An 18,542-nucleotide genomic window follows, 5' to 3' on the forward strand; every position below is an offset into this window, starting at 1 on the left:
ACCATGGCAATTCTTCTCGACAACGACAGTCGCGTCATCGTGCAGGGGTTCACGGGGCAGCACGGCAGCTTCCACGCCCAGGCGATGATGAACTACGGCACCAACATCGTCGGTGGCGTGACCCCGGGCAAGGGGGGCACCACGCACCTCGATCGCCCGGTGTTCAACACGGTGAAGGACGCCGTGGAGGCCACGGGCGCCAACGCCTCGATCATTCTGGTGCCGCCACCCTTTGCCGCGGACGGCATCATGGAGGCGGCCGACGCCGGTATTCGCTTCTGCGTGTGCATCACCGACGGCATCCCCACCCAGGACATGATCCGCGTCAAACGCTACATGCGCCGCTACCGCGCGGAGAACCGCATGGTGCTTACCGGGCCTAACTGCGCCGGTAGTATCAGCCCGGGCAAGTGCATGATGGGCATCATGCCGGGCCACATCTATATGCCTGGTTCGGTCGGTGTCATCGGTCGCTCGGGCACCCTCGGCTACGAGGCCGCCTCGCAGATGAAGTCCTTAGGCATCGGCATCTCCACCAGCGTCGGCATCGGCGGCGACCCGATCAACGGCAGCGCGTTCCGCGATCACCTCGAGCGTTTCGAGGAGGATCCGCAGACCAAGGCGGTGGTGATGATCGGGGAGATCGGTGGCCCGCAGGAGGCGGCAGGCGGACGGTTCTTCAAGGAGAACATGAGCAAGCCCGTCATCGCCTACATCGCGGGGCTCACCGCACCGAAGGGGCGTCAGATGGGCCACGCGGGCGCGATCATCTCGGCCTTTGGTGAATCAGCTGCGGAGAAAGTGGAGATCCTGCAGGAGTGCGGCGTGACCATCGTGCCGACGCCTGCGGACTTCGGCCCGGTGGTGGCCAGTGTGCTCGAGAAAGTCGCCTAGGGGGGCAAGCTATGACTAAGGCCAAGGTGATCGTCACCAGGCGCTGGCCGGAAGCGGTCGAGCGCACCCTCGCGGATGAGTACGAGCTGGTGCTCAACGAGTCCGACACGCCGATGACGGCGGAGCAACTGCAGGCTGCCTTCGCCGAGGCGGACGCGGTGTGCCCGACCGTCTCGGACAAGATCACCGAGGCGGTGATGAGCCCTCCCACGCTGCGGGCCAAGGTCATCGGCAACTACGGCGTCGGCTTCAATCACATCGATCTCGAGGCCGCCAAGGCCCGTGACCTGGTGGTGACGAACACCCCCGAAGTGCTCACGGATTGCACCGCCGACACGGCCATGACCTTGATGCTGATGGCGGCCCGACGTGCAGGCGAGGGCGAGCGCCACGTGCGCACCAAGGCGTGGACCGGTTGGCGACCCACCCACATGATGGGCACCAAGGTTACGGGCAAAGTGCTCGGGCTGGTGGGCTTCGGCCGCATCGCCCGGGCCATGGCGCACAAGGCCCATTTCGGCTTCGGCATGCAGATCCGCTACTTCGATCCCTACCCGCCGGCCGACGAGGTTGCCAATGCCTACGGGGCGATTCGCTGTGATTCCATCGACGAGGTGATGGCGAGCGCCGATTTCGTCTCCCTGCACATGCCGGGCGGTGGCGCCAACACCGGCATCATCAATTCCGAGAAGCTCGCCTTGATGAAGCCCGGCGCCTACCTGATCAACACCGCCCGCGGCGATGTGGTGGACGAGGCCGCGCTGACGGCAGCTCTGCGCGATGGGGTGATCGCCGGGGCGGGCCTCGATGTCTACGAGAAGGAGCCCACGGTTACCGAGGCGTTGCTGAGCATGGACAACGTGGTGCTTCTGCCTCATCTCGGCAGCGCCACCCTGGAGACGCGCGAAGCCATGGGCATGCGCGTGGTGGACAACCTCCGGGCCTTCTTCGCCGGCAAGCCGCCGCGCGACCGGGTGGCCTGACATGAGTGAAACCACCGGTGACTCAGGTCCAGAGGTGCTCTTGGAGGGCACGCCGAGTTCAATCGCCGATCGCGTGGCGCACTACGCGAACGAGGCGGTCGAACTGCTCAGTCAGTCCTTCCATAAGGTGATCCAGCGGCGCGAGCCGCGCATCGAAGTCTACCTGCGCGACGGCAGCGCCACGCCGCCCTCGGATCGCACGCTGATCCTGGCGATCCTGCAGGCGCAGGGAATCTGGTTTCAGCTGCTCAGCATTGCGGAGGAAAACGCGGGCATGCGCCGCCGGCGCATGATCGAGATGGAGCGCGGCGCCGCGGAGGTGGCGGGCAGCTTCGCCCAGATGCTGCGCGACGCGCGGGAGCAAGGGTACTCCGCCCAACGCCTGCAACAGGTGCTCAACGAAGCTCGGGTGCGGCCAACGCTTACGGCGCATCCCACGGAGGCCAAGCGGGTCACCGTGCTGGAGATCCACCGTCGCATCTACCTGCTGCTGATGGAACTGGAGTCGCCACGCTGGACGCGGCGCGAGCGGGACAACCTGCACGCCGACCTCGAGGAGGAGATCGACCTGCTGTGGCTCACGGGGGAACTGCGGATGCAGAAACCCACCGTAGCGCAAGAGGTCGCTTGGGGCCTGCACTTCTTCCGCGACGCGTTGTTCGCGCGTACTCCGGAGATGTTCGACAAGCTCGAACAGGCCATTGAGGAAGCGTATCCGGGAGCGAACATCATCGTTCCGGCCTTCTTCGATTTCGGATCCTGGATCGGTGGTGATCGCGACGGGAACCCCTTCGTGACCGCCGACACCACCCAGGAAACCTTGTTCTCCTGCCGCTTGGAGAGCCTGCGACGCTACTCGGAACAGCTGCAGACCCTCTGTCGCCGGCTCAGCATCGCCGAGTACGCCTTCGAACTCAGCCCCGAGTTCCGCACGCGGCTGGACGGCCTGCTCGAGGCGAGCGGGGAGGGCGAGGAGATCGCGACCCGCAACCCCAATGAGGTATTCCGCCAATTCGCCGTGTGTATGCAGCACAAGCTGGCCAACACCCTGGCCGCCGCCGAGCAACACGCGGCCCCGCTGGCGGGCACCTACGCGTACTACTCGGCAGACGAGCTTATCGATGACCTGCAGATCATGGAGCACACCCTGGCGCGAGGCGGGTCCGTAGGCCTTGCCCGCGGGGCGGCCCGTGCCCTGCGCCGGGAGGTAGAAGTGTTCCGGTTCAAGACGGTCAGCCTCGATGTGCGCCAGAACACCACCGTGACGCGCCAGGCCCTGCAGGACATCTGGCTGCGCATCACCGGGAGCTCCGAAGACAAGCGCCCGGCACTGGATTCCCCCGAGTGGCGGGACTGGCTGCTGAGCGAACTCGATCGCGAACGCCCCTACGAGATCACCTTCAACGATCTGCCCCCGGCATCACAGGAGTTCTTCCGACTGCTGCGCACCCTGCGTGACCTCGGCCCGAGCCTGGACGAGAACGCACTCGGTGCGATCGTGCTCAGCATGACCGAGAGTGCGGAGGACGTGCTCGGTGTCTACGTCACGGCCAAGCTCGCCGGACTCGTGGCGCGTGATGAGGAGGGCGAGTACTGCCCCCTGCAGGTGGTCCCACTGTTCGAGACCATCGGCGATCTGCGCAACGCGCCCGACATCATGAACGCGCTGCTGGAGGTGCCGTACGTGCGGCGCACGACCCGGTACAGCGGTGGCTACCACGAGTGCATGATCGGGTACTCCGATTCGAACAAGGACGGCGGCTACTTCACCTCCAGCTGGGAACTGCACATCGCCCAGCAGCGGCTCACTGCCCTCGGCGAACGCCACGGCATCCCGGTCGCGTTCTTCCACGGCCGTGGAGGCTCCGTGGGCCGCGGCGGCGCGCCGACGGGGCGTGCGATCGCGGCCCAGCCGGCAGGCTCGGTGGGTGGACGCTTACGCCTGACGGAGCAAGGCGAGGTCGTCTCCTTCAAGTTCGCCAACAAGGGCACGGCGCTCTACAACATGGAGCTACTCGCCGAGAGCGTGCTCGAGCACACGGTGAAGTCCGAGCACGAGTCAGCCCTAAAGCCCAACGATGAGCTTAATGCGGCGATGGATAGCCTCTCGGAGTTCTGCTACCAGGCCTATCGTCGCCTCATCGAGCACCCAGGCTTGGTGCAGTACTACGCCGCCGCCAGCCCCGTCGAGGAGCTGAGCTTGCTCAACATGGGCTCGCGTCCTGCACGGCGCTTCGGGGCTACGTCCTTGTCCGATCTACGCGCCATCCCCTGGGTGTTCGCGTGGACCCAGAATCGACACATCGTGCCGGGCTGGTACGGTTTCGGCAGTGGCATAGAGGCCTTCATTCGCGAGCGGGGCGGTGAGGAGGCGCGCACCACCTTACGCAGGATGTTCGCCCAGTCACGCCTGTTCCGCCTAGTCATCGACGAGGTGGAGAAGACGTTGCTGCAGGTGGATCTGGAGATCGCCGAGGGCTACTCGCGTCTGGTGCCCGACGAGCAGGTGCGCTCGGAGATCTTCGGCATGATCACCTCCGAGTACGAGCTGACCGTGCGCCACGTGCAAGCGATCTCCAATAGCGAGGCGCTCGCCTCCCGCTTCCCGCGCTTCCGCCGCAAGCTGTCGCGACGCTCGGAGGCGATCAAGCAAATCGGGTACGAGCAGATCTCGCTTATCAAAGAGTTCCGAGGCAGTTCGAGCAACGGCGAGCAGCGTCTGGAGGAGCTCGTACCACTGCTGCTGTCGATCAACTGTATTGCGACCGCTTTGGGCTGGACCGGATAGAGGGGAGTCAACGTCATGTCTGATATCGAAATCGCACGCAAAGCCAAGATGCGCCCGATCATCGAGCTGGCCGGAGAGCGGCTCGGGATCGAAGCTACTCATCTGGACCCCTACGGCCACTACAAGGCCAAGCTCTCCCTGGAGCACATCGGCGCCTTGGCCGACAAGCCCGATGGCAAGTTGATCCTGGTCACGGCCATCAGTCCCACACCGGCGGGCGAGGGCAAGACCACCACCACCGTGGGCCTCGGCGATGCGCTGAACCGCATCGGCCGCAAGACCGTGGTCTGCCTGCGCGAACCATCGCTCGGGCCGTGCTTCGGCGTGAAGGGTGGTGCCGCCGGCGGTGGTTACGCTCAGGTGGTGCCGATGGAAGACATCAATCTGCACTTCACCGGCGACTTCCATGCGATCGGCGCGGCCCACAACCTGCTCTCGGCAATGATTGACAACCACATCAATCACGGCAACGCGCTGGAGCTGGATCCCAGGCTCATTCAATGGAAGCGCGTGGTCGACATGAACGACCGCGCCCTGCGCCAGATAACCGTCGGCCTCGGCGGCACGCCAAACGGCTTCCCGCGCGAAGACGGCTACGACATCGTCGTGGCCTCGGAAGTGATGGCCATACTGTGCCTCGCCGATGGCCTGGCGGATCTCAAGGAGCGTCTCGGGCGCATCATCGTCGGCTACAAGCGTGACCGCACGACCCCGGTCTACGCCCAGGACCTGAATGCGCACGGTGCCATGGCGGCCCTGCTCAAGGACGCCATCAAGCCGAACGTGGTGCAGACCCTGGAGAACAACCTGGCGTTCATCCACGGTGGCCCCTTCGCGAACATCGCCCACGGCTGCAACACGGTCATGGCGACCAAGACCGCCCTCAAGCTGGCCGACTACGTCGTCACCGAGGCCGGTTTCGGCGCGGATCTCGGTGCCGAGAAGTTCATCGACATCAAGTGCCGCAAGGCGGGACTGAAGCCGGCGGCGGTGGTGCTGGTGGCCACGGTGCGTGCGCTGAAGTTCCACGGCGGTGTGGACAAGGCGGAGCTCAACACGGAAAACCTGGCGGCGCTGGAGGAGGGCCTCTCCAATCTCGAACGACACGTGAGCAACATCACGGAACGTTACGGGCTTCCTTGCGTTGTCGGCATCAATCACTTCACCTTCGATACGGACGCGGAGATAGCGGCGGTGAAGGCCCGCTGCGAGAAGCTCGGGGTCGAGGTGGTGGTGGCGCGGCACTGGGCTGACGGTGGCGCGGGCGCCGAAGACCTCGCCACAAAGATCGCCGGGATCCTGGACGAACGCCCGGGGACCCACCAGTACGTGTACCCCGACGATGCGTCTCTGTGGGAGAAGATCGAAGCAGTCGCCACGCGCGTTTACGGGGCGTCGGATATCAGCGCCGACCCGAAGGTGAAGGCCAAGCTTGCGGAATGGTCAGCCCTGTATCCGGATTATCCGGTGTGCATGGCCAAGACGCAGATGAGCTTCTCCACCGACCCCGGTCTGCGCGGAGCGCCGTCCGGACATACGGTTCACGTCAGGGATGTGCGGCTAGCGAACGGGGCAGGATTCATCGTGGCGATCTGTGGCAGCATCATGACCATGCCCGGGCTGCCCAAGGCCCCAGCTGCCGAGCGAATCGACATCGACGAGAACGGCAGCATCAGCGGCTTGTTCTGATTTTTTATGAAGCTGATTCGAGAGGCGGACAGCACCTCGCGAATCGACTTGCGCTATTGATTACTGGAGGTTAGTGGAGTGTTTAACAAGACCGACTCCATCGAGCAGTTCGATCCGGCCCTGTGGGAGGCGATGAGCCACGAGGTGACTCGTCAGGAAGAACACATCGAGCTGATTGCATCTGAGAACTACACGAGCCCCCGGGTGATGCAGGCGCAGGGATCCGTCCTCACCAACAAGTACGCCGAGGGCTACCCGGGCAAGCGCTACTACGGCGGTTGTGAGTACGTCGACGTGGCGGAGCAGCTGGCGATCGATCGGGCCAAAGAACTGTACGGCGCCGACTACGCAAACGTGCAGCCCCACTCCGGTTCTCAGGCCAACGCCGCCGTCTTCATGGCCCTGCTTCAGCCCCACGACAAGATCATGGGTATGAGCCTCGACCACGGCGGGCACCTGACCCACGGCGCCAAACCGAACTTCTCCGGCAAGATCTACGATGCCACCCAGTACGGTGTGGACTCCGATGGCCGCCTCGACTTCGATGTCATCGAGGAGATCGCCGTCGAGCAGAAGCCGAAGATGATCATCGGTGGCTTTTCTGCGTACTCGGGAATCATCGAGTGGGGCCGCTTCCGCGAGATCGCCGACAAGGTGGGCGCTTACCTCGTGGTCGACATGGCGCACGTCTCAGGTCTCGTCGCGAGTGGCCACTACCCCAACCCCGTGCCTCACGCCGACGCGGTGACGACGACCACCCACAAGACACTGCGCGGCCCTCGCGGCGGTCTCATCGTGGCGCGCAAAAACGATGAGCTCACCAAGAAGTACAACAGCCTGATCTTCCCCGGTATCCAGGGCGGGCCCCTGATGCACGTGATCGCGGCCAAGGCCGTGGCCTTCAAGGAGGCCTTGGAGCCAGGCTTTAAGGACTACCAGACTCAGGTCTTGAAGAACGCCCAGACCATGGCGGAGACCATGATCGGTCGCGGCTTCAAGGTGGTTTCCGGTGGTACACAAAACCACCTGTTCTTGCTCGACCTCGTGGACAAGGGCCTGACGGGCAAGGCCGCGGACGCCGCGCTAGGGCGAGCCAACATCACAGTGAACAAGAACACGGTGCCGAACGATCCGCAATCACCCTTCGTGACCTCGGGCGTTCGCATCGGCTCACCGGCCATCACCACGCGCGGCTTCAAGGAAAAGGAAGTGATGCAGGTGGCGAACTGGATCGCTGACGTGTTGGAAGACATCGAGAGCGAAGCCACGCTCACGCGCGTCAAGAATGAGGTGGTCGAGCTGTGCTCCCGCTTCCCCGTCTATCGTTGATATCTCGGCAGGAGAACTGATCGATCATGACCATGCTCACCGGAAAGCACCACCTCTTCGTCCCCGGCCCCACCAATGTGCCGCCCGAGGTTATGCGCGCCATCCACGCGGACATGGAGGACCATCGCTCGCCGCTGCTGCCGTCCTTCACCAAGCCCCTGATGGAGGACCTCAAGCAGGTCTTCAAGACCACCGAGGGGACCGTCATCGTCTTCCCCGCGTCAGGCACGGGCGGTTGGGAATCCGCCTTGCAGAACACCCTGTCGCCGGGCGACAAGGTGTTGATCGCGCGCTACGGGCAGTTCAGTCACCTGTGGATCGACATGGCTCAACGGCTCGGCCTCGACGTGATCGAGGTGGACGCCGAGTGGGGCACCGGCGTGCCCGAGGAGACCTTCGCCCAGATCCTCCGCGATGACACCGGCCATGACATCAAGGCCGTGCTCATGACCCACAACGAGACCGCCACCGGGGTCACCAGCGACGTCGCCCCCGTGCGCAAGGTGATGGACGAGGCCAAGCACCCGGCGCTGCTGTTCGTCGACGGCGTCAGCTCGATCGGCAGTATCGATTTCCGCATGGACGAATGGGGCGTCGACGTGGCCGTAAGCGGCTCGCAGAAGGGCTTCATGCTGCCGGCGGGGCTTGCGATCATCGCCGTTAGCCCGAAGGCCCTTGCTGCCCGCGAGAACGCCAAGCTCGTCCGCTGCTTCTTCGACTGGAACGACATGCTGGCGACCAACCCGGGGGGCTACTTCCCCTACACGCCGTCCATGCCCATGCTGCGGGGTCTGCGAGTCGCGTTGGATCGTCTGCTCGAGGAGGGCCTGGAGAACGTCTACGCCCGGCACCATCGTCTCGCCGAGGGCGTTCGCGCCGCGGTGCGCCAGGGCTGGGGCTACAAGATCTGTGCCAAGGCGACGCGTTGGGAGTCGGACACGGTCACGACCATACTGGTGCCCGAGAACATCGACGGTGCCAAGGTGGTGCAGCGGGCCGCCACGCACTACAACCTGGCCCTCGGCGCCGGCCTCTCCCAGCTTGCCGGCAAGGCCTTCCGCATCGGTCACCTCGGCGATCTCAACGAACTGATGCTCTGCGGCGCGATCAGCGGTGCCGAGATGATTCTGCGTGAATTCGGCGCCGACGTGACGCCTGGGAGCGGTGTGGCAGCGGCCACGAGCTACTGGCTGGAGAACGAACGCTAGCGATTTCGCTCAGCGAGTGGGGCGCCGGCGGCAGCGGCCGGCGCGCCCCCTCGCGGGTGGCGGCTCAGTCGGTCAGCCAGCCATCCACCAGGTGGTGTTCGAGATCACCCGCCTCATTTTCGTGAATGACCCGGCCACGCACGGTAATCCCGGCGTCGATCACCGTTTGCGGTGTTCCCGACACCAGCGGGTGCCACCACTCCAACCCGTCACCCTCGGCGATCCGCCGATAGGCGCACGAGCCCGGCAACCAGCTCGCGTCCCTGGTCAGCATCGACGCGGTCAGGGTGATGCACTGGGGTTGGCGGATCGAGCGGCGAGGGTAGTCGGTGCAGCGGCAGCTGTCGGTGTCCAGGAGATCGCAGCACACGTTGGTGCCGATGCGCTCTCCGGTCCGCTCATCTTCCAGGCGGAACACGCAGCAGCGGGCACAACCGTCGCAGAGTGATTCCCACTCCCGCTTCGACATCTGCTTCAGTGTCTTGCGTTCCCAGAACGGGCGGTCGTCGCCGTCATTAGGTGCGGTGCCGGGCTTGTCGCTGCGATCTGCCATGGCGGGAGTGTAGCGGGCTTTGCCGGTCGAATCCGTGACGGCGATGCCTGCTGGGGGCTGTTTCAGGTGCCGGCGGGGCGCGTCGGTAGAGGGCGGGGCGCGGTTCGGCGGTCGGGGCTGGCCACGACCGCCGCCAAGTCTCGCGCCCTCGTGGGAGTCAGGGGTGGGGGTCAGCCGCCGAAGAGTCGCTTCAACCAGCCGAAGAAGCCGCCGCCACCACCCTTGGCCGCTTCGGCCTCGCCAGCACTCGCCGAGCTGGCTGCCGGGGCGGCCGCCGGTGCGGGGGCAGGGCTCGCCGCGGGCGCGCTCGCCGGAGCACTGCTGGCGACAGACGCGGATCCGCCGCCACCGAGCAGAAGCGCCGCGGCATCGCTACCCACTGCGGCGCTGAGCGCTTGCTGCACGGAGCAATCGAAATGGCGACGAAGCACTGAATCACTCGGGCGCTGCGGCATGCTGGCCAGGATGTCACCCAGCTGGCTGGCGACGTGATGGCGCTTGAGCACCGAGTCTTCCGGTATCCTTGAGTTCATTCCCTTGCACTCCCCGTGCGTTAACTGCCACTGAGCTCAAGTGTATCTGCCGTCCGTGATATCGAAAAGCGCCACGCTACCCGGAGCGTTGATCGGTACGACGACCACGCCATGAGCGAACCCCTCGCGAGCCCGACGTCCCTGCCCGAATCGCTTCGGCAAAGCCGCGCGTGGAGTGAGGCGCGACTCGCGCAACTTCGCTCGTTGCTGGCGCAGGATGCCGTTGGCCTCGACGCGTTCGAGTGCGTGGCCGTCGCCGGATCCCTCGCCCGCGGTGAGGCGGGACCTGGTTCCGATGTCGATTGCGTGGTGGTGGGCGGCGATGCGGTCGACGAGCACGAGTCGGCGCCGGCGATGGCTCGCGTGCTACAGGCCATCGAGGACACGGGCTTGCGAGCCCCACGCGCGGGAGGTTTTTTTCGCCGAGTGGTGCGTCGCGCAGAACTGCTCGATCCGCGGGGGCTGGGCAAATTAGACGAGTCTCCACACGTCTACGGCAAGCGGCTTCAGTGCCTCCTCGACACGCAACCGCTGACTCAGCCAGCGCGCTATCGAGCCCTCAGGAGCGAGGTGTTGCGCTGGTTCACCCTCGGCCAGGGTACGTCCGCGCCGCTCGCCCTACTGGCCTCTGAGCTGGTGCGTTACCGGCGCAGCTACGTGGCCTATCAAACCTACGATTTCACCCACAGCGATGAGGACAGCTGGCGCCTGCGGATGGTCAAGCTGCGCTCATCGCGCCTGGTCACCGTGGCCGGGCTGTTGGCCCTGGTGGGCGAGAGCAGTGTTCGCGAAGACCCTATCGCCTACGTCGAGGATCGCCTCGACCTCTCGCCGCTTGATCGCCTGCTGCAGGTGATGGCGCCGTCACGACCGGCGTTGGCAATCGCCGTCGCTGAGCACTACGCGGAGGCCCACGGCGCCGTCAGCGCAGCGTCCTCCCGGCGCGCCTTGGTGGGGGAGGGTGATCCCGTTGATCGCGAGAGGCTCGCGAGCGCCGAGACGACGACGCTCGGCGTGTGGTTGCCGCCGGCGCTCGACAGCGCCCTCGAAGACCTCGCCCGCGACGTCAACGATTTCTTCCTGACCCAGCGTGGGCACTGGGCCAGCTGGTTCTTCCACGCACTGCTGCTCTAGGCCGCAGTGCCGTGCCTTCTCACGCGCCCCCGCGACCGCCCAGCTCCAGTACGCGCGCCTCGAGCGAGGCCAGCATCGAGCTCAGGTACGGCCGGAGTTGATCCGCCAGCGCCGGCGCGTAATCCCAGGGCGGCGTTTCGTGCAGATACGCCCGTTGCGCGGTCTCCATCTGGATCGCGTGTACGCCCGTCTGCGGCTGGCCGTAGTGGCGGGTGGTCCAGCCGCCCTTGAAGCGCCCGTTCAGTACCCAGTTGTAACCGCCCGCCTCAGCCGCACGGCAACCCTCCACGGTGAGCGCCTCCAGGTCCGCATGGCAGGTGGCGCCCTGATTGGTGCCGATGTTGAGCACGGGCAGCTGGCCCTCGAACAGGTAGGGGATCACCGAGCGAATCGAGTGGCAGTCGTAGAGCAGCACCGCCCCATGGCGCGCCTTCAGACGCTCGATCTGGGTGAGGATCGCCTCGTGGTAGGGGCGGTGGTAGATAGCGACGCGCTCGGCCACCTCATCCTCGTCCGGTGCCTGGCCGTCCAGATACAGCGATTCGCCATCGAAATCCGTCACGGGACAGGTGCCGGTGGTGTTCTGGCCGGGGTAGAGCGAACCGCCATCCGGGGAGCGGTTCAGGTCGACCACGTAGCGCGAGTAGCGGGCGGAGATCGTCGTCGCGCCGGGGAGCAAACCCGCGTAGAGCTGGTGGACGTGCCAATCCGTGTCGTCCAGGGCTCGGCCGCGCTCGGAGAGCCGAGCCAGGATGGGCTCTGGCACTTGGGTGCCCACGTGCGGGGCACTCAAGATGATCGGCGAGTCGCCTTCGTCCAGGTCGATGATGGGATCCACGGATGGGCACTCCTAGGGTGGCTTGAAACCCAAGAATTATAGGCCGTTCCCGCAGCAATCGTGATGACGCACGCTGTCGGACTCGGGTCACGAATGCGCTACACTTGTCCGCCCAGCGAGGCGCCTCCCGCCCCGCGATTCGGTGGGAACGGCGGAGAGTAAGCGTCCTGTCAGCATCAGCATCCCAGCGTGTCATCGAGTTGCCCTACGCTGCGGACTCGGCACGCCAGTTCCAGCACCTGTCGGCGCAGCCGTGGTTCGTCTTCCTCGACAGCTGCGTGCCACGGGCACCCCTGGGGCGATTCGATATTCTTGCCGCTCGGCCGCGCGCTACCTTGTGCACCCGCGGGGGCGTCACCGCCGTGCGCGAAGGCGACGATCTTCAGCTGAGCGATACGGATCCCTTAGACCTGCTCCGGGAGCGCCTGGGGCCACGCCAGGCACCGGTGCCAGAGCTGCCGTTCTGCGGCGGCGCCCTGGGCTACTTCGGGTACGACCTCGGCAGGCGCTTCGAGCGCTTGCCAGCGATCGCCGAGCGCGACGTCGACCTGCCGGACATGGCCGTTGGCGTGTACGACTGGGCCGTGGTGGTCGACCATCGCGAACGGCGCACGCACCTGGTGGCCGCGCAGGCGCAGGACAGCGCCTGGTGGGAGCGAGTACACGCCCTGGTCACAGGCGGCGTCTCTTGGGGTGGCTCGGAGCGGGTGGCCGCAGCGGGCTACCAGCTGATCGGCGAATGCGTGGCGAACTTGTCGCGGCAGGACTACGCCGGCGCCTTCGCCCGCATCAAAGCGCACATCCGCGCGGGGGATTGCTACCAGGTCAACTTCGCCCAGCGCTTCTCGGCGCCGGTCGCAGGAGATGCCTGGGCCGCGTATCGACAACTGCGCGAGGTCACCCCCGCCCCCTTCTCGAGCTTCATGCGCTTGCCGGACGGTGCCGTACTCTCCTCATCACCCGAACGATTCCTTAAGGTGCGCCGCGGCGTGGTCGAGACCCGACCGATCAAGGGCACGCGCCCCCGCCAGCTGGGCGCCGAGGCCGACCGCGCCATGGCCCAAGAGCTTTACCAGAGCGAGAAGGATCGGGCCGAAAACGTCATGATCGTCGATCTGCTGCGCAACGATCTGGGCAAGGTCTGCCGACCCGGGAGCGTGCGCGTGCCGGAGCTGTGGAAACTCGAGAGCTTCGAGCGGGTGCACCACCTAGTGAGCACGGTAACCGGCGAACTCGAAGAGGGGGCGGACGCCATCGAATTGCTGCGCCACTGCTTCCCCGGAGGATCGATCACCGGCGCGCCGAAGATCCGTGCCATGGAGATCATCGAGACCTTGGAACCCCACCGACGCAGCGTCTACTGCGGGGCCATCGGCTACCTGGGCGTCGACGGCAGCATGGATACGAACATCGCCATCCGCACGATGGCCTGGCACGGCGGCATGCTGCACGCGTGGGCCGGCGGCGGCATCGTGGCGGACTCCGCGATGGATGCGGAGTATCAGGAGAGCTTCGACAAGGCCTCGGGCATGCTCGCGCTGATGCGTCGCGAGCAAGCGGCGGACCTGATCTCCTAAGCATGTCGAGGGCCAGCGCGCACCACCGATGTCGGTATGTCGCCGCGCTCGTCCAACCTGAGAACGCACTACAAATCTTTCCTTATCTGGAGCACACCTCATGGCCGAACTGAAGATCAACGGTATCCCCATCCAGGATGATTACTCGGAAACCTTCGCCGCTCGCGATGCCCGCATCCTGGTCACCAGCATCAACCGCAAGTGGGCCTACGAAGCGGCCATGGAGACCAAGGGCCTTGGGCGTTCGGCCACCGCACCGCCCTGCGAAGCCACCCTCGAGCGCGAGGTCAGCCCTGAGGACACGCCCGACGGACGCCCCGGCTTCATCATCCAGGTGATGGACCGCAAGCTGGAGCACCTGACCAAGTGCCTGGCCCTGCGCATCCGCAAGGGGGCGGTGCCCAACCCGCAGACGAGCGTGTTCGATGCCATGCCCAAGGAGTACGCCGAGGAGACCCTCGATCTCGAAGGTACGGTGATCCAGAAGTTCGGCGACGGCTACGAGCAGGAGATCGAACATCACGGGCGCACCGTGTACCGGGTGCCGCGCATGGATGGGTTCCTGCACGTCGAGCGCACCTTCGGCATCACCGAAGCGGTCACCGGCGGCATGTTCCTGATCCTGGCCGACTCCATCGAGAACTGCCTCGAGTCGGCGGAGAAGTCTATGGAAGCGGTCTCCGCCATCGACGAAGTGGTGGTCAAGTGCGCTGCCAGCGGCTCGAAGGTGGGCGCGAAGAACTACAAGGACATGGTGGCGACCACCAACCACCACTACTGCCCGCTGATCGACGTGGAGGACAGCTACGTGCCCGAGGGCGTGAAGTGCATCTACGAGATCATCGTGAGTGCACCTCGCGAGGCCCAGGTGCGTGAGGGCATGCGCGTGGGTATCGAGGCGGCGACCACCGTCGCGGGCGTGAAGGAGATTCACACCGCCAACTACGGCGGCAAGCTCGGCAAGGGCAAGATTCAACTGCACAGCCTGTTCGACTGAGGAGCGGCTCGGTGGGAAATCGACCACCAGGCACGTGGGGCAGCCTTGGCACCCCCACGACGGTGCCAGTACCGAAGCCCTTGGGGGCGGTAGAGGTGCTGGCGCCTGCTCGCTTGCATATGGGGTTCATCGATCCCGCCGGCACCGCCGCGGGGCGTCGCTTCGGCAGTGTGGGGATGGCGCTGGACCAGCCCCATACCCGCGTTTTGGTGAGCGCCGGCGATAGCCTGCAGGTGAGCGGCGCTGAGGCACCGCGTGCTACTCGCTACGCGCGGGCCTTGCTCGATCACCTCAGCATGGCGCATCGGGTGAGTGTCGAGGTGGTCGAGGCCATGCCGGCCCACGCCGGCCTCGGCTCGGGCACGCAGCTCGCGCTGGCGCTGGGGGCCGCCCTGGCTGCCCAGGCCGGCCGACCGCTTTCGGCCGCACGCACCGCGAGCCTGCTCGATCGAGGCGGTCGATCGGGCATCGGCGTGGGTGCCTTCGAACAAGGTGGCTTCCTCGTCGATGGTGGAAAGGCGGCGAGCGAAGGCACGGTGGAGCCGCCACCGATCATCGCCCGCGCCGAGGTGCCGTCCGCGTGGCGGGTGGTGTTGGTGTTCGATCAAGCCTTCCGGGGGCTATCGGGGGAGCGCGAACGCACCGCCTTTCGCGAGCTTGCGCAGCGCTCGCCGCCCGGGGTACACGAACATGCGACGCTGGTGCTCATGGGCATGCTGCCCGCCCTCGCGGAGGCTAATCTGCGCACCTTCGGGGAGGCGATCACCGAGCTACAGGAACGCGTAGGTGATCACTTCGCCCCGGCGCAAGGCGGACGCTTCGCGAGCCCTGCGGTTACCGAGGCGCTGGCCTGGATGCGCGCACGCGAGATTCACGGCGTCGGCCAGAGCTCGTGGGGGCCAACCGGCTTCGGATTCTGCGCCGACCACGCCCAGGCACAACATCTGATCACCCAACTCGAGGCGCGGCGGCGCCCCGGGAGTGGCCTGCAGTTCACCATTGCGACGCCGCGAAACACGCCCGCGAGACTGCAGCCCATCGTGTCAGGCGATGGCACGGCCAGCGATACGCTGGCCGCCAGCGCCGACCACTGAATTCACAATCGATTACGTCTCAAGGAAAGCGACAATGGCAATACCGCGCATTCTTCACATGCTCGTCCCGGGCGATAACGTGAGTCCCTTCGACGTCAACATGGCCGTTGACGCAGGCTTCGAAGTCATCGTGCCGTACACGGGGATTGGTACGGACAGGGTGGTGGCGATGGTGCAGGACGCCATCTTCTCCCGTCCCCCCAAGCGCTTCCGTGAGACCGGCATCTTCATCGGTGGCTGGGACGTGAACGAAGCGGCCGAGATGCTCAAGCAAACCCGTGGCGCCATGGTGCCGCCGTTCGAGGTATCCGTCTTTGCGGACCCGAACGGGGCCTACAGCACGGCCGCGGCGATGATCGCCATGGCGGAGGCCGAGCTGATCAAACGCGACGGTCGCGGCTTCGAGGGACGCAACACGGTGGTCTTCGGCGGTGGCCCCGTCGGTATGTGTGCCGCCGTGCTGGTTGCCCAAGAGGGCGGTAAACCCATGCTTGCCCGCCTGACGCCGGCAAAGCCCGAGCGTGAAGCCGCGGCGACGGGCTTCTTCGAACGCTACGGCGTCAACATCCCCTGGGTGTCAGCCCAGTCCGACGACGGCAAACGCAGCGCCCTGGAATCGGCAGAGGTGGTAATTGCCGCCGCCAAGGCGGGTATTCGCATCATCACCGCCGACATGTTGGCGGAGGCCAAGCACATGAAGGTGGCGGTGGATGTGAACGCCGTGCCGCCGAGCGGCATCGAGGGCATCGGCCCGCGCGATGCGGACGTGGCCCTGGCCGGGGGCGCCGTCGGCATCGGGGCGCTGGCGGTGGGTGACATCAAGTACAAGGTGCAGTCGGATCTGCTGAAGTACATGCAGCAGGCAGAACAGTCCGTGGTCCTGGATTTCCCTGACGCGTTCCGCCGCGCACGGGAACTGCTGTGAACGATTCGTCGCGCAACTTGCGGATCAACGCGCTCGCCGCGCCCTTGGTCGCGCGCCTGATCGGCGAGGCCGAAGCGCTGCGGGTGGGTGTCTCGACGCTGGCAGGCGCCACGGTGGTGGATGCGGGCATCGATCACCCGGGCAGCCTCGAGGCGGGGCGCCTGATCGGCGAGATCTGCATGGGCGGCCTCGGCCACGTGTCTCTGCAGAGCATCGCGAGCTTCTCCCAGTGGCCCTGGCAGGTGCAGGTGCGCACGAGCCAACCGGTGATCAGCTGTCTGGGCAGCCAGTACGCGGGCTGGTCCCTGGCGCACAAGGAGGAGGGCGACGGACAGCGCTTCCATGCCCTTGGTTCAGGGCCAGCACGGGCCCTGGCGCGCAAGGAAGCGCTCTTTGAGGAACTGGCCTACGCCGATGCTGGTGACCAAGCGGTGCTCGTACTCGAGACCGACAAGGCGCCGCCTGCAGCCTTGGTCGACAAGGTGGCGAGCGACTGCGGTGTGGAATCCGGGGCATTGACCTTCGTGCTGACGCCCACGGGCAGCCTCGCTGGCGTGGTGCAGATCGCCGCGCGGGTGGTCGAGGTGGCCTTGCACAAGGCGCACGAACTCGGTTTTCGCCTCGAGAACGTGGTCGAAGGGTTGGGCACTACGCCGCTGCCGCCCCCGATTCGAAACGGCTTGGCCGCCATGGGCCGCACCAACGATACGATCCTGTTCGGCGGCCAGGTGCACCTGTTCGTCACCGGCGCCGACGAGGCCGCCGAGCAGCTGGCGAGAGCACTGCCCAGCGGCACCTCGCGAGACTACGGCAAGCCGTTCGCCGAGGTGTTCAAGGCCTACGAGTACGACTTCTTCAAGGTCGATGGCATGCTCTTCAGCCCGGCCCGCGTGGCGGTGACGGCGGTGGAGAGTGGACGTACTTTCCACGCGGGAGCCCTCGACGAGGCACTCCTCGATCGGTCCTTCGGAGGCTGACGTACGCGACATGGCGATGACCGCAGGTGCACAGCTGCTCGACGATAGTGCCGCCCGGGCTGCGGCGGCGGTGGATCCCCTCCAGCGCGCCTACCTGTTGGCCTGTCTGGATGAGCTGCGCGCACCGAAACCCGGCAACGTCAGCATCTACTCGCCGGGTCACGGCATGACCGCCCTCGACTTCGCGCGCAGCGCTGAGGCCAGTGCGCCGGCCCTGTGCGATGCCCAGCGTGGTCTGGGCGCTCGCGTGCTGGGCGCCGTGCGCGGCTCCTGGGCCGTCGCCGGGTGCAACACGAACCTCGGGATCGTCCTGCTCGCCGCGCCGCTGCTCATGGCAGCGCAGCAGACGGGCGGGGGGGCGCCGCTTCGTGACGGCGTGCGCACGGTGCTGCGCCAACTCGACGTCAGCGATACGCAGGGCGTTTTCGAGGCGATCCGCACGGCTGCCCCTGCAGGATTGGGCGATGCACGCCAACACGACGTGCACGAGCCGGCCATGGCGCCCTTGCGCGAGGTGATGGAAAGCGCCTCCGCCGAGGATCGCATCGCCCGCCAGTACAGCCACGACTACGTCGATGTTTTCGAACTCGGGGTGCCGGCTCTGCAGGCATCCGCGGAGCAATACACCTCCCGAAAATGGCAGGTGGTTGCGCTATACTTGGGATTGCTCGCGTGGATACCCGACACGCATATTCGGCGCAAGTTCGGCGCAGATGAAGCGGCATCCGTTCAGAAGGAAGCGCGTTCAGTACGAGAGTCACTGCGACGACAGGGGGAGGGGGCCGCGGCGCTGGCGATGTTGCGCGAGTTCGACGCGCGGCTGAAAGCGAGGGGAGTCAATCCAGGAACCACGGCCGACCTGACGGTCGCCACCCTGCTGGTCTCGAGGCTAGCGGGCGTGGTGCCCTCGTCAGGGCGTCCATCGACTTGACACTCAAGGGGCGGCCGCTGAGCGGCTGAGCACCGAGGGTCTCGACGGGGCAGGGCATGAGAGGGCCCAGCCCGATTATCTAGCTCAAGGAG

Annotated in this window: 16 protein-coding genes; 13 read left to right on the forward strand and 3 right to left on the reverse strand. The window is 66.0% G+C overall.

Going from position 1 to position 18,542, the window contains the following annotated elements; genetic code table 11:
* Positions 1-3 precede the first annotated feature (3 nt).
* The 6 genes from sucD (at position 4) to AAF184_08380 (ending at position 8,891) form a co-directional block, all read left to right on the forward strand.
* Positions 4-894, forward strand: a complete 891-nt coding sequence (gene sucD / locus AAF184_08355) for a succinate--CoA ligase subunit alpha (GenBank protein ID MEO0422331.1) — start codon at positions 4-6, stop codon at positions 892-894.
* A gap of 11 nt (positions 895-905) precedes the next feature.
* On the forward strand, positions 906-1,877 hold the full coding sequence (locus AAF184_08360) for a D-glycerate dehydrogenase (protein MEO0422332.1): 972 nt from the start codon (positions 906-908) through the stop codon (positions 1,875-1,877).
* Position 1,878: 1 nt separating this feature from the next.
* A complete protein-coding gene (locus AAF184_08365; protein ID MEO0422333.1) occupies positions 1,879-4,665 on the forward strand; it encodes a phosphoenolpyruvate carboxylase in 2,787 nt (928 codons plus the stop codon).
* 15 nt (positions 4,666-4,680) lie between these two features.
* Positions 4,681-6,354, forward strand: a complete 1,674-nt coding sequence (locus tag AAF184_08370) for a formate--tetrahydrofolate ligase (GenBank protein MEO0422334.1) — start codon at positions 4,681-4,683, stop codon at positions 6,352-6,354.
* Positions 6,355-6,432: 78 nt separating this feature from the next.
* A complete protein-coding gene (gene glyA / locus AAF184_08375) occupies positions 6,433-7,683 on the forward strand; it encodes a serine hydroxymethyltransferase (protein MEO0422335.1) in 1,251 nt (416 codons plus the stop codon).
* 26 nt (positions 7,684-7,709) lie between these two features.
* A complete protein-coding gene (locus AAF184_08380) occupies positions 7,710-8,891 on the forward strand; it encodes an aminotransferase class V-fold PLP-dependent enzyme (GenBank protein ID MEO0422336.1) in 1,182 nt (393 codons plus the stop codon).
* 64 nt (positions 8,892-8,955) lie between these two features.
* Here AAF184_08380 and AAF184_08385 read toward each other — a convergent pair whose 3' ends face one another.
* Together AAF184_08385 and AAF184_08390 are read right to left on the reverse strand one after the other, a co-directional pair.
* Positions 8,956-9,444 carry a YcgN family cysteine cluster protein gene (locus AAF184_08385; GenBank protein MEO0422337.1) on the reverse strand — a complete coding sequence of 163 codons (489 nt, stop codon included), beginning with the start codon at positions 9,442-9,444 and terminating at the stop codon, positions 8,956-8,958.
* Between the two features lie 170 nt (positions 9,445-9,614).
* Complete coding sequence (locus AAF184_08390; protein ID MEO0422338.1) at positions 9,615-9,977, reverse strand: hypothetical protein; 363 nt, start codon at positions 9,975-9,977, stop codon at positions 9,615-9,617.
* Positions 9,978-10,088: 111 nt separating this feature from the next.
* Here AAF184_08390 and AAF184_08395 point away from each other — a divergent pair, with 111 nt between their 5' ends.
* Positions 10,089-11,111, forward strand: coding sequence for a nucleotidyltransferase domain-containing protein (locus AAF184_08395; GenBank protein MEO0422339.1), 1,023 nt, complete (start codon positions 10,089-10,091; stop codon positions 11,109-11,111).
* A 19-nt stretch (positions 11,112-11,130) separates the two neighbouring features.
* Here the strand turns inward: AAF184_08395 and hutG are convergent, their stop codons facing one another.
* Positions 11,131-11,949 (reverse strand): N-formylglutamate deformylase, encoded by an 819-nt coding sequence (gene hutG / locus AAF184_08400; protein MEO0422340.1) that lies wholly within the window; start codon positions 11,947-11,949, stop codon positions 11,131-11,133.
* A 200-nt stretch (positions 11,950-12,149) separates the two neighbouring features.
* Here hutG and pabB point away from each other — a divergent pair, with 200 nt between their 5' ends.
* The 6 genes from pabB to AAF184_08430 all read left to right on the forward strand — a co-directional run bounded on the left by pabB (position 12,150) and on the right by AAF184_08430 (position 18,450).
* Positions 12,150-13,526: an aminodeoxychorismate synthase component I gene (gene pabB, locus AAF184_08405; protein ID MEO0422341.1), complete on the forward strand. Its 1,377-nt coding sequence runs from the start codon at positions 12,150-12,152 to the stop codon at positions 13,524-13,526.
* Positions 13,527-13,626: 100 nt separating this feature from the next.
* Entirely contained in the window at positions 13,627-14,523 is an 897-nt protein-coding gene (locus AAF184_08410; GenBank protein ID MEO0422342.1) for a formylmethanofuran--tetrahydromethanopterin N-formyltransferase, read from the forward strand.
* An 11-nt stretch (positions 14,524-14,534) separates the two neighbouring features.
* Complete coding sequence (locus tag AAF184_08415) at positions 14,535-15,617, forward strand: beta-ribofuranosylaminobenzene 5'-phosphate synthase family protein (GenBank protein ID MEO0422343.1); 1,083 nt, start codon at positions 14,535-14,537, stop codon at positions 15,615-15,617.
* Positions 15,618-15,651: 34 nt separating this feature from the next.
* Entirely contained in the window at positions 15,652-16,542 is an 891-nt protein-coding gene (locus AAF184_08420) for an NAD(P)-dependent methylenetetrahydromethanopterin dehydrogenase (protein MEO0422344.1), read from the forward strand.
* Positions 16,539-17,519, forward strand: coding sequence for a methenyltetrahydromethanopterin cyclohydrolase (gene mch / locus AAF184_08425; GenBank protein ID MEO0422345.1), 981 nt, complete (start codon positions 16,539-16,541; stop codon positions 17,517-17,519). Before AAF184_08420 ends, mch begins: the two co-directional genes overlap by 4 nt.
* Positions 17,520-17,529: 10 nt before the next feature.
* Positions 17,530-18,450 carry a triphosphoribosyl-dephospho-CoA synthase gene (locus AAF184_08430; GenBank protein ID MEO0422346.1) on the forward strand — a complete coding sequence of 307 codons (921 nt, stop codon included), beginning with the start codon at positions 17,530-17,532 and terminating at the stop codon, positions 18,448-18,450.
* Positions 18,451-18,542: the final 92 nt, after the last annotated feature.

Source organism: Pseudomonadota bacterium, assembly GCA_039815145.1.
GTDB lineage: Bacteria > Pseudomonadota > Gammaproteobacteria > Steroidobacterales > JBCBZW01 > JBCBZW01.

Bases quoted from the DNA above. Each gene is read 5' to 3' on its own strand.
- AAF184_08420 (MEO0422344.1), top strand. From the start codon at position 15,652: ATGGCAATACCGCGCATTCTTCACATGCTCGTCCCGGGCGATAACGTG.
- sucD (MEO0422331.1), top strand. From the start codon at position 4: ATGGCAATTCTTCTCGACAACGACAGTCGCGTCATCGTGCAGGGGTTC.
- AAF184_08370 (MEO0422334.1), top strand. From the start codon at position 4,681: ATGTCTGATATCGAAATCGCACGCAAAGCCAAGATGCGCCCGATCATC.
- AAF184_08385 (MEO0422337.1), bottom strand. From the start codon at position 9,444: ATGGCAGATCGCAGCGACAAGCCCGGCACCGCACCTAATGACGGCGAC.
- AAF184_08365 (MEO0422333.1), top strand. From the start codon at position 1,879: ATGAGTGAAACCACCGGTGACTCAGGTCCAGAGGTGCTCTTGGAGGGC.
- AAF184_08395 (MEO0422339.1), top strand. From the start codon at position 10,089: ATGAGCGAACCCCTCGCGAGCCCGACGTCCCTGCCCGAATCGCTTCGG.
- AAF184_08410 (MEO0422342.1), top strand. From the start codon at position 13,627: ATGGCCGAACTGAAGATCAACGGTATCCCCATCCAGGATGATTACTCG.
- AAF184_08430 (MEO0422346.1), top strand. From the start codon at position 17,530: ATGGCGATGACCGCAGGTGCACAGCTGCTCGACGATAGTGCCGCCCGG.
- AAF184_08360 (MEO0422332.1), top strand. From the start codon at position 906: ATGACTAAGGCCAAGGTGATCGTCACCAGGCGCTGGCCGGAAGCGGTC.
- AAF184_08380 (MEO0422336.1), top strand. From the start codon at position 7,710: ATGACCATGCTCACCGGAAAGCACCACCTCTTCGTCCCCGGCCCCACC.
- AAF184_08390 (MEO0422338.1), bottom strand. From the start codon at position 9,977: ATGAACTCAAGGATACCGGAAGACTCGGTGCTCAAGCGCCATCACGTC.